This is a genomic window from Novosphingobium sp. TH158, from assembly GCF_002855555.1.
Lineage (GTDB): Bacteria > Pseudomonadota > Alphaproteobacteria > Sphingomonadales > Sphingomonadaceae > Novosphingobium.
Window position 1 is genome coordinate 2,343,837 of record NZ_PKRT01000001.1, and the last position, 14,804, is coordinate 2,358,640.

Below are 14,804 nucleotides of genomic sequence, written 5' to 3' on the forward strand. Positions count from 1 at the left end.
CGTCACACGTCGAGGTTGGCGACGTTGAGCGCGTTTTCCTGGATGAAGTCGCGCCGCGGTTCGACGATATCGCCCATCAGGCGGGTGAAGATCTCGTCGGTCACGTCGGCGTCTTCCACCTTGACCTGCAGGAGGATGCGGTTGTCCGGATCGAGCGTGGTTTCCCAGAGCTGCTCCGCGTTCATTTCGCCCAGGCCCTTGTAGCGGGCGATGGAAAGGCCCTTGCGGCCATTGGCCAGTACGGCATCCAGCAGCTGCGAGGGGCGGGTGATCGAACCGTCGCCGGCAACGGCACGGGCCGGAATTTCGGCCTGGTCGCCAGCGCCGGGTTCGGCGGTTTCGGTTTCGGGCTCCGGCTCGGCCGCACCAGCCCGGACCAGTCGGGCAATGCCGGAATAGACCTCTGCCTGTTCGGCAGCGATCCGCGCCAGTTTGCGGGCTTCGGCGGAAACGAGGAAGCTGGCGTCGATCGGGTAGGCGTCGGTTACGCCGCGCCACACGCGTTCGACCAGCACCGAGCCATCCTCGCGCAGGGCTGCGCGCCACACGGCCTCGCGGTCGCCACGGCCAAGCCATTCGGCAGCGCGGGCAACGGCGGCGGTGCGGCCGGCGGCATCAAGGTCCGGCTCAAGCGCGCCGGCCAGGGCCAGGCCCTCGATCACGGCCGGATCGTACTTGCGCGGCACAAAGCCCATCAGGGCGCGCAGGCGCAGGGCATGTTCGACCAGCCCTTCCAGCTCCGCTCCGCCGCGCGTACCGCCCGGGGTTTCGAGGAAGCGGTTGGCCAGCCCTGCTTCCACCAGATAGCGGTCAAGCGCGGCCTGGTCCTTCAGGTAGACCTCGCTGCGGCCCTTGGCGACCTTGTAAAGCGGCGGCTGCGCGATGAAGAGATGGCCGTTGCGGATGATTTCCGGCATCTGGCGATGGAAGAAAGTAAGCAGCAGGGTGCGGATGTGCGCGCCGTCCACGTCGGCGTCGGTCATGATGACGATCTTGTGGTAGCGCAGCTTGTCGATGTTGAACTCGTCGCGGATGCCGGTGCCCATGGCCTGGATCAGCGTGCCGACTTCCTTCGAACCGATGATGCGGTCAAACCGGGCGCGTTCCACGTTCAGGATCTTGCCCTTCAGCGGCAGGATCGCCTGGTAATGGCGATCACGGCCCTGCTTGGCGGAACCGCCTGCGGAATCACCCTCGACCAGGAACAGTTCGCACTTGCTCGGATCGCGTTCCTGGCAGTCGGCCAGCTTGCCGGGCAGCGAGGCGATGTCCATCACGCCCTTGCGGCGGGTCAGCTCGCGAGCGCGGCGGGCGGCTTCGCGGGCAGCGGCGGCATCGATGATCTTCTGGATCACCGCCTTGGCGTTGGCCGGGTTTTCCTCGAGCCATTCGGTCATCTTGTCGCTCATCAGGCTTTCGAGCGGTTGGCGAACCTCGGAGGAAACCAGCTTGTCCTTGGTCTGGCTGGAGAACTTCGGGTCCGGCAGCTTGACCGAGACGATGGCGGTCAGCCCTTCGCGCATGTCATCGCCGGTAAGGTTCACCTTCTCCTTCTTCAGCAAGCCGGACTTTTCGGCATAGCCGTTGAGGGTACGGGTCAGCGCGGCACGGAACGCGGCGAGATGGGTGCCGCCGTCACGCTGCGGGATATTGTTGGTGAAGCACAGGACGTTTTCGTAATAGGAATCGTTCCATTCCAGCGCGACATCGATGCCGATGCCGTCGCGCTGCGCGCTGATCGCGATGGGGTCGGGCAGCAGCGCCTGCTTATTGCGATCGAGCCACTTCACGAAGGCCGCGATGCCGCCTTCGTAGAACAGGTCATGCTCCTTCACTTCCTCGTGCCGCTTGTCGCGCAGCAGGATGCGTACGCCGGAATTGAGGAAGGCGAGCTCGCGATAACGGTGCTCAAGCTTGTCGAAATCGAACTCGGTGACGTTCTTGAACGTGTCGGTAGAAGCGAGGAAGGTCACGCGGGTGCCCTTCTTGGGCTGGCCCTTGCGCCCGCCCTCGGTAGCGATCGGCGCTTCACCGCGCACGATCAGCGGCCCCACGGCATCGCCATGGGCGAACTTCATCCAGTGCTCCTTGCCGTCGCGCCAGATCGTCAGTTCCAGCCATTCCGACAGCGCGTTGACCACCGAGACGCCGACGCCGTGCAGGCCGCCCGAAACCTTGTAGGCATTGTCTTCGCTGGTGTTCTCGAACTTTCCGCCCGCGTGCAGCTGGGTCATGATGACTTCGGCTGCCGAAACGCCTTCTTCGGCGTGAATGTCGGTCGGGATGCCGCGGCCGTTATCCTCGACGCTGACCGAACCGTCGGGATTCAGTTCGATCAGGACCAGGTCGCAATGGCCGGCCAGCGCCTCGTCAATGGCGTTGTCCGATACCTCGAAGACCATGTGGTGCAGGCCCGATCCGTCATCGGTATCGCCGATGTACATGCCGGGGCGCTTTCGCACGGCATCGAGCCCCTTGAGGACCTTGATCGAATCGGCGCCATAGCTGTTGGCGTTGGGCTTGTTTTCAGGGCTTTCGGACATGGCTGGCATATAGGTGCAGGGGCGCGGAATCGGAAGGCTTTTCGGCCTTCCATCCACAGCGGCTTTGTGGTCTTTTCGCGAGGCTTCGCACGGGGGGTCAAGGCTATGAAATCGGTTTCGTTTCTTGCGGCATCGGCGCTCGCGCTGGCCTCGGCGCAGCCGGTGTTGGCCCGGCCGGTCGATCGCAGCACGCTCGATGCCCTGATGGACAAGGCCGATGCCTTCGACACCGGCTCCGATCCCAAGGCCGGCATGGTGCTTTACGAGAATGCCGTAGCCGAGGCGAAGCGCATATACCCCGCCGGCCACCCCGCGATCGCCGCTGCTCGCCAGGGCATTGCCATGGCCTATGCCGCCCAGGGCAAGATGGATGACGCCGCCCGGGTCGTCGCGGAAATCCAGCCGGTGCTCGAAAAGGCCGGCCCTGCCCATCTCAAGGCCCTGGCCGGCACGTACAACGTTCGGGGGTTCATCGCGCATTACCGCAGCAACCTTGACGAAGCGCTTCCCGCCTTCTCGACCAGCCTTGCGATTGAGCGTGGCCTTGCCAAGGGGCGGCCGACCCTGGACCTTGCCAAGGCATTGGCAAACCTTGCCGGGATCAACTGGGAAGCCGGCAAGCAGGAGCAGACTCTTGCCCTCAATGCAGAGGCCATCGCCATGGGCAAGGCGCTAACGCCAGTGCCGGGCGACATAGCCATCTGGTATGCGAACCGCGCTGCCTATCTCCATTCGCTCGGGCGTTCGGACGATGCCGTTTCAGCCGCTCGCGAGGGCATTGCCATCAGCGAGACATTGCTGCCCAAGGGGCATCCGGCGGTGTCGAACCTCCATGCCAACCTGGGTGCATTGCTAGTGCGTCAGGGCAAGCCGAACACGGCCGTGCCATACCTGCGCCAGGCCTTTGAAGCGATCGAAGCGGTTAATGGCGCGCCTAACCAGAACAGCGCGGCCATGCGCGCGATGATGGCAACGGCACTGTCGGATGCGGGCAATTACGAACAGGCCCTTGCCTTTCTCGACCAAGCCATCGGCGTGATCGAAAAGCAGCTTGGCCCGGAAAGCAACCGCGCCCTTCAATCGCAGGAGGTCCGGGCCCTTGCGCTGATGCGGCTCGGCCGGTTCGATGAAGCCTTGGCCGGCCAGCAGAAGGTGCTGGAGGTCCGCGACCGCAGGCTTTCCGCCCAGCACCGCGACCGCATGTCGGGGCGCGGCATGCTGGCCCGCATCGCGCTGGCCAAGGGCGACCTTGCGCTGGCGGAGAAGACCATGCGCGAAGGGGTGGCGCTGCGCACTGCCGCCGCACCGCCGCAGCACCCGGACCTGCTGGCGGAGAGGGCGCTGTTGCTGCTGGTGCAGTCGCGGGCATCTTCGCGCCCGAGGGATGAGATACTGGCGGATGCGAATGACATCCTCGCTCGTGCCAAGGCCAATGTCGCGGCCAACCCGGCGGCAGAGCTGACTATCGTGGCCCGGGGCACCTTCCAGTACCTGGCCGAAGTCTATCAGCGGATCGGGGCGGTCGAGGTCGCCTTCGAGGCGCAGCAATGGACGGTGCGCGGCTCTGTCGATTCGGCTGCCGCCCTTGCTGCCCAGCGCCGGGCCGCCTCGCGCGATCCGGCAACGGCAGCCCTGTTCGAGCAGCGGCGCAAGCTGGGTGCAGAGCGCGCTTCGGCTATGGCCGCGATCGAAGTCCAGCTCGCTTCGCCCAAGGCCGGATTCGACCCTGCCGCGGCCAACGCGAACCTGACGCGCCTCGATACGGAGATTGCCCGGGTCGATGCCGACCTCGCCGCTCGCAAGATCGATGCCGGGCAATTGCCGACGGTCGGTCTGGCCGATGCTCGCGCCCAGCTCGCCAAGGGCGAACTCTTCCTCCAGATCACCCCGTCCTACGATCGCTTCATCGTTACCGCCGTCGGACCCGCTGCCACGCTGCAGTACGTGAGCACTGCCGATCTGCACGCCGTGCAGCGCACGGTGGCCCGCCTGCGCCGTGCGCTGGATCCGGCGGCGGCAGCGGTGCCATTCGATGCCGCAGCTGCGGCTGAACTTTACCGTGCGCTGGTTTCCCCCCGCCTCGACAAGGAACTCCGCCGGACCCGTCACCTGCAGGTCAGCGCTCACGGGGCGCTTGGCGCAGTGCCATTCGCGTTGCTTGCCATGGACGCAAAAGGCAGCGCCTTCCTGACCGACCGAATGGCTGTCACCCGCCTGGCAGGGCCGCCGCGACGCGCTGCCGCTGCCGGTTCCGCCCCTGCGGCGCTGATGTTCGGTATCGGTGCAACCGAGGCTGCCGGGGTGCCGGGCGGCCCATCGGTTCGCCGGGGGCAGGTCGAAGGTCTGGACCGCCTGCCGCCGCTTCCCGATGCCGCTGGCGAACTGGCGGGGATTGCCGGGGCCGTCGGTGCCGAACGGCCGATGATCCTGACCGGTGCGGCAGCGACCGAATCTGCGCTCGCCAATGCCCGTATCCGGCCGGGCACGGTGCTCGCTTTTGCTACGCACGGGCTGGTATCGGGCGAGTACGAAGGGCTTAGCGAGCCCGCGCTGCTGCTCAGCCCGGCGGGGGATGATGATGGCCTGCTCACCGCCAGCGAGATCGCCCGGCTCGACCTGCCGGCATCCTGGGTGATCCTTTCGGCCTGCAACACGGCGGCCGGTTCGGGGCCGGATGCACCGAGCCTTTCAGGCCTTGCCCAGGCGTTCATCCTTGCCGGGGCGGATACCATCCTTGCGACCCACTGGCCGGTGCGTGACGATATCGCCCGCGCTGTGACGACCGGAACCCTGCGCCATGCCGCCGCCGGCGACGCACCCGCCAACGCACTGCGCAAGGCGATTGCCGAAGTGCGCAAGGGGCCGATCGAGGGGGCCGCCAATCCCGCGCTGTGGGCCTCGTTCGAACTCGTCCGGCCTTAGGTGGCTGCCGGACGGGCGGAAAATGGAAATGTTATATTGTAACATGAATTGATACGCGCTAATGCGCCGGCACGGCCCCGGACGGGGCGCAAACCGGCGAGTTGCAATGTTGATGAAGAATACCCTGCTTTTCGGCGTCGCCGCCGCAGCGATCTGCACCGTGCCTTCCGCTTTTGCGCAGGAGCATGATGAAAAGCACATCGACGAGGATATCGTCGTAACCGGTGCGCTGATCCGCAATCGCGTTGACGTGCTATCGGGCGTCGCCATCGTTTCGGGCGAGGAACTGGCCCAGCACCTGCGCCCTTCGCTGGGCGAAACGCTCGATCACACGCCGGGCGTCTCGGCCACATCGTTCGGGCCTTCGGCCTCGCGCCCGGTGCTGCGCGGCCTGCAGGGCGAGCGCGTGCGCGTGCTGACCGATGGTATCGGCACGATCGACGTGTCCAACACTTCGGTGGACCATGCCACGGCGGTCAACCCGCTGCTGGCTGAACGCATCGAAGTGCTGCGCGGGCCGCAGTCGCTGCTCTACGGTGCCTCGGCAATCGGCGGCGTCGTTAACGTCATCAGTCGCCGCATCCCGACCTCCGTGCCGGACGAGCCGATCCATATTGGCGCCGTGGCTTCCTATGGCTCCGCGGCAGACGAGCGCACGCTGGCCGGAACGGCGGCAATGCCGCTTGGCGAGAACTTCGTGGTCCACGTCGATGGTTCCTGGTCGAAGAGCGACGACCTGCGTATCGGCGGTTTCGCGCTGACACCGGCCCTGCGCGCGCAGGCAATTGCGTCCAGCCTGCTACCGCCTGAACCGGATTCCGACATCGATTTCCTTGAAAACGCCGCCGTTGCCGGACGGCTGCCCAACACTGCTGCGCGCAGCTGGGATGCAGCGGTAAGCGCAGCCTATATCAACGAGGGCGGCAACATCGCGGTCGCCTACAGCCACATCGACAACCTCTATGGCATTCCGCTGCGCTTTGCGACGCAACCGGGTCAGGAGCAGGAAGCGCCGCGCATCCATGTAAAGCAGGACCGCATCGATGCCCGCGCCGAGATCGCGCCACAGGGCGCAGTGATCTCGAAGCTGGGCCTGCGCTTCGGCTTTGCCGACTATCGCCATGCCGAGCTTGAGGAAGACGGCGCGGTCGGTACCGAATTCTTCAACAAGGGGCTGGAGACGCGCTTCGAGATTACCCAGGCCGATCGCGGCGGCTGGTCGGGCGTTACCGGCGCGCAATATGTGAACCGCAACTTCAACGTGGTCGGCGCAGAAGCGTTCCTGCCGCGATTTTCGGTCAGCCAGTTCGGCCTGTTCACCATGCAGCAGTTCGAACTCGATGCCCTGAAGGTAGAGGCCGGCGCGCGCTATGACCGCTCGGTCATGCACGCAAAGCCGGTGTCGCTGGCCGGGGCCTTCGTTCCGGCCCTGCGCACTTTCGATACCGTCTCCGGCTCGCTGGGTGCGTCCTGGCGGTTTGCCGAAGAATGGCGCTTCGGGGTCAACCTGTCGCGCACGTCACGCGCGCCGGCGGCGGAAGAGCTGTTCGCCAATGGCCCGCACGCCGGAACCAATGCTTACGAGATCGGCGATCTCGACCTCAAGCCCGAGCGCACCTGGAGCGTCGAGGCGCTGCTGCGCGGCAAGGGCGATGGCTATTCGCTGGAAGCGTCGGCCTATCACTCGTGGTTCTCGAACTTCATTTTCGACGGGCGTACCGGCGGGTTCGAAGACGGGCTGCCTGTCTACCAGATCGGGCAGGCCGATGCGCGCTTCTATGGTTTCGAGGTCGAGGGCACCCTGCGCCTCGCCACCTTCGGCGACTGGAAGCTCGAGGCCGATGCCCTGGTCGACTATGTCCATGCCGAGATCGAAAGCTATGGCCCTGCACCCCGCATCCCGCCGCTGCGCGTGCTGGGCGGACTTTCGCTGACGTCGGAAAAGTGGGATCTGCGCGCCGAGGTTGAGCGGGTGACGGGCCAGGACCGGGTCGCGCCCAACGAAACGCCGACGCCGGGCTTCACCATGACCAACCTTGAACTGGCCTGGCGCCCCTGGGGCGGTCACCAGCCGCTGAGCTTCATGCTGAGCGCCAGCAACCTATTCAACGTCAACGCCCGCCGCCATGCAAGCTTCCTGAAGGATTACGCGCCGCTGGCCGGTCGTGACATCCGCATTTCGGTGCGGCTGGAAATCTGATTTGCCAGGGCCGCAAATGCGAAACGGCCGCCGGGCAAATGCCGGGCGGCCGCTTGCTTTGGGGGAGTGCTGCTTAGACGCTCAGGCGAGCGTCGCGGTGAAGATCAGGCCGCTGGTCGTAGCGGCAGCGATCACCGGCAGCACGATCGAGTAGATGCTGCGCATTGGTATCTCCTGTTGCATGTGCGAATGCACTTCGCAGTTGCAACATAAGTATTTCGATAGAGTATACAAGCGCGTTTGACGCGCGGGCAGTTGCAGAAAACGCAACTTACGGCCCAAAAAAGAGGCCGCCCACTTGCGTGAGCGGCCCCTGCGGCCTGGCGTCTGATCAGGCCGAAGCTTCAATAAGCCTTGGATTACATAAGCGTAAGGACGAATCCGATGGTGCTTGCAAGCATTGCAAGGACAACGCCCAGGATGGTTTCGTTGCGGGTGTGCATGGTCAGTCTCCAGAATTCATGGTGCCGATTCGGCATCCTCACCTACATTATTATAGCAGTGCTTATAATGTTTCAACCGCTAATAGCGGCAGCAGGTAAAGGCTTGGTTGACGGCGACGTGCTGGGGATCGCGGCCTGCTGCTGCTGGACAGGCGGTGGAGCCGCCTTTATCGGCGCTGCATGAGCGTCCAGCCTTCCGATTCCATCCTCATTGTCGATTTCGGCAGCCAGGTGACCCAGCTGATCGCGCGCCGCGTGCGCGAAGCCGGCGTCTATTCCGAAATCGCCCCGTTCAACTCTGCCGAGGAAGCCTTCCACCGGATGAAGCCCAAGGGCGTTATCCTGTCGGGCGGGCCGGCCTCTGTCACGGCAGAGGGCAGCCCTCGCGCGCCGCAGGCCATCTTCGATTCAGGCCTGCCGATCCTGGCAATCTGCTATGGCCAGCAAACGCTGGTAACCCAGCTGGGCGGCAAGGTGGAAGGCGGCCATGCAGCCGAATTCGGCCGGGCGGACGTGCTGATCCACAAGGCCTCGCCCCTGTTCGACGGGTTCTGGGAAGTGGGCCAGCAATATCCGGTGTGGATGAGCCATGGCGACCGCGTCACGATCGCCCCCGATGGCTTCGAAGTGATCGGCACTTCGCCCAATGCGCCTTTCGCCATCTGCGTGAACGAGGCGAAGCGCTATTACACCACCATGTTCCACCCCGAAGTGGTGCACACGCCTGACGGGGCGAAGCTGATTTCCAACTTCGTTCACAAGATCTGCGGCCTCGCTGGTGACTGGACCATGGCCGAGTTCCGCGCCACCAAGATCGCCGACATCCGCGCGCAGGTGGGCAAGGGCCGGGTGATCTGCGGCCTTTCGGGCGGCGTCGATTCCGCCGTTGCCGCGGTGCTGATCCACGAGGCGATCGGCGACCAGCTGCACTGCGTCTTCGTCGATCACGGCCTGCTGCGCATGAACGAGCGCAAGCAGGTGGAGGACCTGTTCCGAGGCCACTACAACATCCCGCTGGTCGTCGTGGACGCCGAAGAGCGGTTCATGAAGGGTCTTGCCGGCGTCACGGACCCGGAAAAGAAGCGCAAGTTCATCGGCGCGGAATTCATCAACGTGTTCGAGGAAGAGGCGAACAAGCTGGGCGGCGCGGATTTCCTCGCCCAGGGCACGCTCTATCCCGACGTGATCGAAAGCGTCTCGTTCACCGGCGGTCCCTCGGTAACCATCAAGAGCCACCACAACGTCGGCGGCCTGCCCGAACGGATGAACATGGCGCTGGTCGAGCCGCTGCGCGAACTGTTCAAGGACGAGGTGCGCGAGCTGGGCCGAGAGCTGGGCCTGCCCGAAGTGTTCGTCGGCCGCCATCCCTTCCCCGGTCCGGGCCTTGCCATCCGCATCCCCGGCGAGGTGACGCACGATCGCTGCGAGGTGCTGCGCAAGGCCGATGCCATCTACCTCGAGGAAATCCGCAACGCGGGCCTCTACGACGATATCTGGCAGGCTTTCGCCGTGCTGCTGCCGGTGCGCACGGTCGGCGTCATGGGCGATGGCCGCACTTACGATTGCGTCTGCGCCCTGCGCGCGGTGACCAGCACCGACGGCATGACTGCCGACATCTACCCCTTTGACGCCGCCTTCCTCAGCCGCTGCGCCACGCGCATCATCAACGAGGTGAAGGGCATCAACCGCGTGGTCTATGACTACACGTCAAAGCCGCCCGGCACGATCGAGTGGGAGTAAACCGGATCACGTGAACGTCCGGGGGACGTTCGCCCGGTTTGCGCCGTGGCGCAAGGAGCCGCAGGGCGCTAGATCGCCACGAACTTCCCAGCCTCGCGGTCCTTGCGGACTTTTAGCCCGTCGAACACCTGCCCGCTCATGGCGATCCACACGCCGGGAGGGGCGGTCTGCGCCGTAGCGAAGGCCATGCCGAGGTTGAAGGGCGCATCGGTTTCGGCAAAGCGCGCCGGGCTCAAGGCGCCGGTCAGCACCACTGTCTTGCCGGGAACTTCGCTGGCGATGACCTTTGCGGTCTCGGTCATCGTGTCGGTGCCGTGCGTGATGACAACGCGGGCTTCGGGCGCTTCGCGCGCGGCCGAGGCGATCAGGGTGCGGTCGGCATCGGTCAGCTCAAGACTGTCCTTGCGCATCAGCTCCACGACCCGGAACGGCAGCGCAACGCGCGCCTCCTTCAGCAGTTCCGGAATGCCGCTGTCGACGATCTGGTATTCGGAGAGCGCGTCGAAATAAGCCTTGTCGATCGTGCCGCCGGTGGTGAGGACGAGGATGGAACTGTCAGTCATCCCCGTCCCTTAGCCCGGCTTGCGCGGTCCGTCAGCCGGGATCGGATACCTTGCGATAAGGCACGAATTCATCGAGGCTCACGAAACCGCTGTACCACATGCCCGTGCGCTCGTGCAGCCGGACGAGGTCCATGCGGCAAAGCTGGCTGCCGTGCGTTTCGGTGACGAGGATATCGTCATCGTCGAGCGAAGCCGCATTCTTCGGGCGGTTGACGTAAATCACCGAACCGGAGTTGTAGGCGATGGCCGTCTTGTCGAACACCTGCGTGTCGCGCGCGTTCATCAGGCTGATGCAGCTGACCGGCTTTCCGGCAACGCGACCTTCAAGCAGCTTGGCCAGCTTTTGCTCGGGCGTCTGCTTCGGCTTTGCCGAAACGACCGCCGGGGCCGCAAGCAGCGAGGCGGCGGACAGGGCGAGGATGAGCTTCTTCATCACGGTTCTCCCGAATATCACCGGTCAATCTGCCCCGGCATAGCTGAACGGCGGCTGAAAATCATGCCGTGCCGCCCACGGTCAGCCCTTCGATCAGCAGGCTAGGCTGGCCGACGCCGGCCGGCACCGATTGCCCGCCCTTGCCGCACATGCCCACGCCGTGGTCAAGCGCCATGTCGTTGCCGATGCCGGTGACGCGGGTGAGCACGGTCGGCCCGTCGCCGATCAGCGTTGCGCCCTTGATCGGCGCGCCCAGCTTGCCGTTCTCCACCTTGTAGGCCTCGGTGCAGGAAAACACGAACTTGCCCGAAACGATGTCCACCTGCCCGCCGCCGAAGCTCTTGGCATAGATGCCGTTCTTCATCCGGCCGAGCAGTTCGGCCGGATCATCGTTGCCGCCCCGCATGAAGGTGTTGGTCATGCGCGGCATGGGCGCGTGGGCATAGCTCTCGCGGCGACCGTTGCCCGTGGCCAGCACACCCATCAGCCGGGCGTTGAGCCGGTCCTGCATGTAGCCCTTGAGGATGCCGTCCTCGATCAGCACGTTTTCCTGCGTGGGCGTGCCTTCATCGTCGATGGAGAGCGAGCCGCGGCGGGCGGCGATCGAGCCGTCATCGACCACGGTCACCCCTGGTGCGCCGACGCGTTCGCCGATGCGGCCGGAAAAGGCGCTGGTGCCCTTGCGGTTGAAATCGCCTTCAAGGCCATGTCCCACGGCTTCGTGCAGCAGTACGCCGGGCCAGCCGGGGCCGACCAGCACGGTCATCTCGCCCGCCGGGGCATCGACCGATTCAAGATTGGTGAGGGCCTGGCCCAGCGCATGGTCGATGGCGCCGTTCCATGCCTCGGGCGCGAACAGGTCATCGTAGAGCTTGCGCCCGCCCATGCCGTAGCTGCCGCTTTCCCGGCGACCGTTGGCCTCGGCAACGATGCTGACGTTGAGCCGCACCAGCGGGCGCACATCGGTAGCCACGAAACCGTCCGCGCGGACGATCTCGACCACCGACCACGATCCGACAAGGCTGGCTGAAACCTGCGAGACACGCGGATCGCGCGCGCGGGCGATGCGGTCGATCTCCTCCAGCAGCTTCACTTTCGCCTCGAAGGAGACGGCATCGAGCGGCGACGCATCGGTATAGAGGTGGCGATTGGTCGGCTTGGGCGGCGCTGCCATGGGCTGGCGTGCCGGATCGAGCAGCTTCAGCGTCTCGCCCGCGCGCCGGATGGCGGCCGCGCTGATCTCGTTGGCATGGGCAAATCCGGTCATCTCGCCCGAAACCCCGCGCAGGCCGAACCCGGCATCGCGCGAATAGTCCGCCGTCTTCAGCCGTCCATCGTCGAAGCCGAACGCCTCGCTGGCGATGAACTGCATGTAAAGCTCGCCATCGTCGCAGCGCGACAGGGTTTCGCGAGCCAGAGCCTGCGCCTCGGCGGGATCAAGCTGGCGGTAAAGGAGCGAGCGGGGATCGGTGATGGTCATGGTGCTGCATATAGGAACTGCCGGGGCCGGACGGAAGCGCCGGTTGCGTGGCGTGAGAAATCGGCAGTTCCGCTATCATTCGGCACTTTAAGCGGCCTTTCCGATTACTCTGATCCCACAAATCCATTGGAGGCGGGCGGCTGGAGAAACCTATCACCCCCGCCATCGTCCGGATCCTGCCGGATGTCCAAGCAGAGGGGATCAGATCCATGAACCTGAAGAAAGTCGCCATTGCGGTGCTGATGGCCGCCGCATCGCCGATCGCAGCCGCGCATGCCGCAGAAGCCGGTGCCGCTCCTGCCGCCAAGGAATGGTGGCCCAAGAGCGTCGATCTTACCGCGCTGCGCCAGAACGAAGCGCAGTCCAACCCCTATGGCGCCGATTTCGATTACGCCAAGGAATTCGCCAGCCTCGACCTCGATGCCGTCAAGGCCGATATCCGCAAGGTGCTGACCACCTCGCAGCCCTGGTGGCCCGCCGATTATGGCCACTATGGCCCGTTCTTCATCCGCATGGCCTGGCACAGCGCGGGCACCTATCGTTCGGCTGACGGACGTGGCGGTTCGGACGGCGGCGAGATGCGCTTCGAGCCGCTCAACTCCTGGCCCGACAACGTCAACCTCGACAAGGCCCGCCGTCTCGTCTGGCCGATCAAGCAGAAGTACGGCCGCAAGCTCTCGTGGGGTGACCTGATGGTCCTCACCGGCAATGTCGCCATGGAAGACATGGGCTTCAAGACGCTGGGCTTCGCCGGTGGACGCGTTGATGCCTGGCAGCCCGACCTTGTGTTCTGGGGGCCGGAAACCAAGCTGCTCGACGACAAGCGTCGCGACGGCAAGGGCAACCTCAAGGGGCCGCTCGCGGCAACCCAGATGGGCCTGATCTACGTCAATCCGGAAGGTCCGAACGGGGTTCCCGATCCGCTGGCGGCTGCCACCGACATTCGCCGCGCCTTTGGTGCGATGAACATGGACGATGCCGAAACCGCGGCGCTGATCGCCGGCGGCCACACCTTCGGCAAGGCGCACGGCGCGCGCAAGCCCGAGGAATGCATCGGCAACGATCCGGGCATGGCGACCATCGAGAACCAGGGCCTGGGCTGGAACAACAAGTGCGGCAAGGGCCACTCGGAAGATGCCACCAGCAGCGGCCTTGAAGGTGCCTGGACATCGAACCCGATCGCCTTCACCAGCCAGTACCTCGACAACCTCTACGGTTTCGAATGGGTGAAGACCAAGAGCCCGGCGGGCGCGACCCAGTGGATCCCGAAGGACCCGGCGGCGGCGAACCTGGTGCCTGACGCGCACCGGCCCGACGTGCGCCATGCGCCGATCATGTTCACCACCGATATCGCCCTGCGCGAGGATCCGGGCTTCCGCAAGATCACCCAGCGCTGGCAGAAGAACCCGCAGGAATTCGCCGATGCCTTTGCCCGCGCCTGGTTCAAGCTGACTCACCGCGACATGGGTCCGCAGGCCCGCTATCTCGGCAAGGATGCCCCGAAGGTGACCTTCACCTGGCAGGACCCGCTGCCCAAGGCGACCTATGCGCCGATCGACACGGCGGATATTGCCTCGCTCAAGGCATCGATCCAGGCTTCGGGCCTCAGCAATGCCGAACTGGTGCGCGCAGCCTGGGCCTCGGCCTCGACCTTCCGCGCCACCGACATGCGCGGTGGTGCCAACGGCGCGCGCTTCCGGCTCGATCCGCAGCGCAACTGGGCGGTGAACGATCCGGCCGAACTGGCGAAGGTGACCGCGAAGCTCGATGCCATCCGCACGGCCTTCAACAAGGGCGCGACGGGCGGCAAGCAGGTGAGCATGGCCGATCTCGTCGTGCTGGGCGGCGGCGTTGCCATCGAACAGGCGGCGAAGGCAGCCGGCCACAGCGTGACCGTGCCGTTCAAGCCGGGCCGCGTCGATGCTACCCAGGCCCAGACCGAAGTGGCCTCGTTCGCGCACCTCGAGCCGAAGGCAGACGCATTCCGCAACTATTACAGTGCGGATGCCTACCTTGGTCCGGTCGAATCGCTGGTGGACAAGGCCGACCTGCTTGGCCTGACCGTGCCCGAAGCCACCGTGCTTCTGGGCGGCATGCGTGCGCTGGGCGCCAATGCCGGCGGATCGCAGGCCGGCGTGCTGACCAGCCGTCCGGGAACGCTGTCCAACGACTTCTTCGTCAACCTGCTGTCGATGGACACGGTCTGGTCGAAGTCAGCCACTGCGCCGGGCCTTTATGAGGGCAAGGACCGCAAGACCGGTGCGGCGAAGTGGACGGCAACGCCGGTTGACCTGGTGTTCGGTTCCAATTCGGAACTGCGCGCCGTGGCGGAAGTCTACGCTTCCGATGATGCCAGGGAAAAGTTCACGGCCGACTTCGTCAAGGCCTGGACCAAGGTGATGGACGCCGACCGCTTCTGAGCGGCAAGCCCATGCAACAAGCGGCGGCGGGACTTCGGTTCCGCCGCCGTTACTTTTTGG

8 protein-coding genes are annotated in these 14,804 nt (G+C 65.2%); 4 read left to right on the forward strand and 4 right to left on the reverse strand.

Annotated features, from left to right (window positions below; translation table 11 throughout):
- Positions 1 to 2 precede the first annotated feature (2 nt).
- A complete protein-coding gene (gene gyrB, locus C0V78_RS11650; protein ID WP_101797867.1) occupies positions 3 to 2,543 on the reverse strand; it encodes a DNA topoisomerase (ATP-hydrolyzing) subunit B in 2,541 nt (846 codons plus the stop codon).
- Between the two features lie 105 nt (positions 2,544 to 2,648).
- Here gyrB and C0V78_RS11655 point away from each other — a divergent pair, with 105 nt between their 5' ends.
- The 3 genes from C0V78_RS11655 (at position 2,649) to guaA (ending at position 9,848) form a co-directional block, all read left to right on the forward strand.
- The gene (locus C0V78_RS11655; RefSeq protein WP_101797868.1) at positions 2,649 to 5,465 is read left to right on the forward strand and encodes a CHAT domain-containing tetratricopeptide repeat protein; all 2,817 of its coding nucleotides are present in this window, start codon (positions 2,649 to 2,651) and stop codon (positions 5,463 to 5,465) included.
- Between the two features lie 106 nt (positions 5,466 to 5,571).
- Complete coding sequence (locus C0V78_RS11660; RefSeq protein WP_101797869.1) at positions 5,572 to 7,665, forward strand: TonB-dependent receptor; 2,094 nt, start codon at positions 5,572 to 5,574, stop codon at positions 7,663 to 7,665.
- Between the two features lie 623 nt (positions 7,666 to 8,288).
- Positions 8,289 to 9,848 (forward strand): glutamine-hydrolyzing GMP synthase, encoded by a 1,560-nt coding sequence (guaA, locus tag C0V78_RS11665; protein WP_101797870.1) that lies wholly within the window; start codon positions 8,289 to 8,291, stop codon positions 9,846 to 9,848.
- 68 nt (positions 9,849 to 9,916) lie between these two features.
- Here the strand turns inward: guaA and C0V78_RS11670 are convergent, their stop codons facing one another.
- From C0V78_RS11670 to tldD, 3 genes are all read right to left on the reverse strand, one after another.
- Positions 9,917 to 10,411, reverse strand: coding sequence for an asparaginase domain-containing protein (locus C0V78_RS11670; protein ID WP_101797871.1), 495 nt, complete (start codon positions 10,409 to 10,411; stop codon positions 9,917 to 9,919).
- 31 nt (positions 10,412 to 10,442) lie between these two features.
- A complete protein-coding gene (locus C0V78_RS11675; RefSeq protein WP_101797872.1) occupies positions 10,443 to 10,844 on the reverse strand; it encodes a hypothetical protein in 402 nt (133 codons plus the stop codon).
- 61 nt (positions 10,845 to 10,905) lie between these two features.
- Complete coding sequence (gene tldD, locus C0V78_RS11680) at positions 10,906 to 12,324, reverse strand: metalloprotease TldD (RefSeq protein WP_101797873.1); 1,419 nt, start codon at positions 12,322 to 12,324, stop codon at positions 10,906 to 10,908.
- A 209-nt stretch (positions 12,325 to 12,533) separates the two neighbouring features.
- On the opposite strand from tldD, the gene katG reads away from it, so the two are divergent.
- Entirely contained in the window at positions 12,534 to 14,744 is a 2,211-nt protein-coding gene (gene katG, locus C0V78_RS11685) for a catalase/peroxidase HPI (protein WP_101797874.1), read from the forward strand.
- The last annotated feature ends 60 nt before the right edge of the window (positions 14,745 to 14,804 follow it).

Excerpts from the sequence above, each read along its gene's own strand:
- gyrB (WP_101797867.1), bottom strand. The coding sequence starts at position 2,543 with ATGTCCGAAAGCCCTGAAAACAAGCCCAACGCCAACAGCTATGGCGCC.
- C0V78_RS11655 (WP_101797868.1), top strand. The coding sequence starts at position 2,649 with ATGAAATCGGTTTCGTTTCTTGCGGCATCGGCGCTCGCGCTGGCCTCG.
- C0V78_RS11660 (WP_101797869.1), top strand. The coding sequence starts at position 5,572 with ATGTTGATGAAGAATACCCTGCTTTTCGGCGTCGCCGCCGCAGCGATC.
- guaA (WP_101797870.1), top strand. The coding sequence starts at position 8,289 with ATGAGCGTCCAGCCTTCCGATTCCATCCTCATTGTCGATTTCGGCAGC.
- C0V78_RS11670 (WP_101797871.1), bottom strand. The coding sequence starts at position 10,411 with ATGACTGACAGTTCCATCCTCGTCCTCACCACCGGCGGCACGATCGAC.
- C0V78_RS11675 (WP_101797872.1), bottom strand. The coding sequence starts at position 10,844 with ATGAAGAAGCTCATCCTCGCCCTGTCCGCCGCCTCGCTGCTTGCGGCC.
- tldD (WP_101797873.1), bottom strand. The coding sequence starts at position 12,324 with ATGACCATCACCGATCCCCGCTCGCTCCTTTACCGCCAGCTTGATCCC.
- katG (WP_101797874.1), top strand. The coding sequence starts at position 12,534 with ATGAACCTGAAGAAAGTCGCCATTGCGGTGCTGATGGCCGCCGCATCG.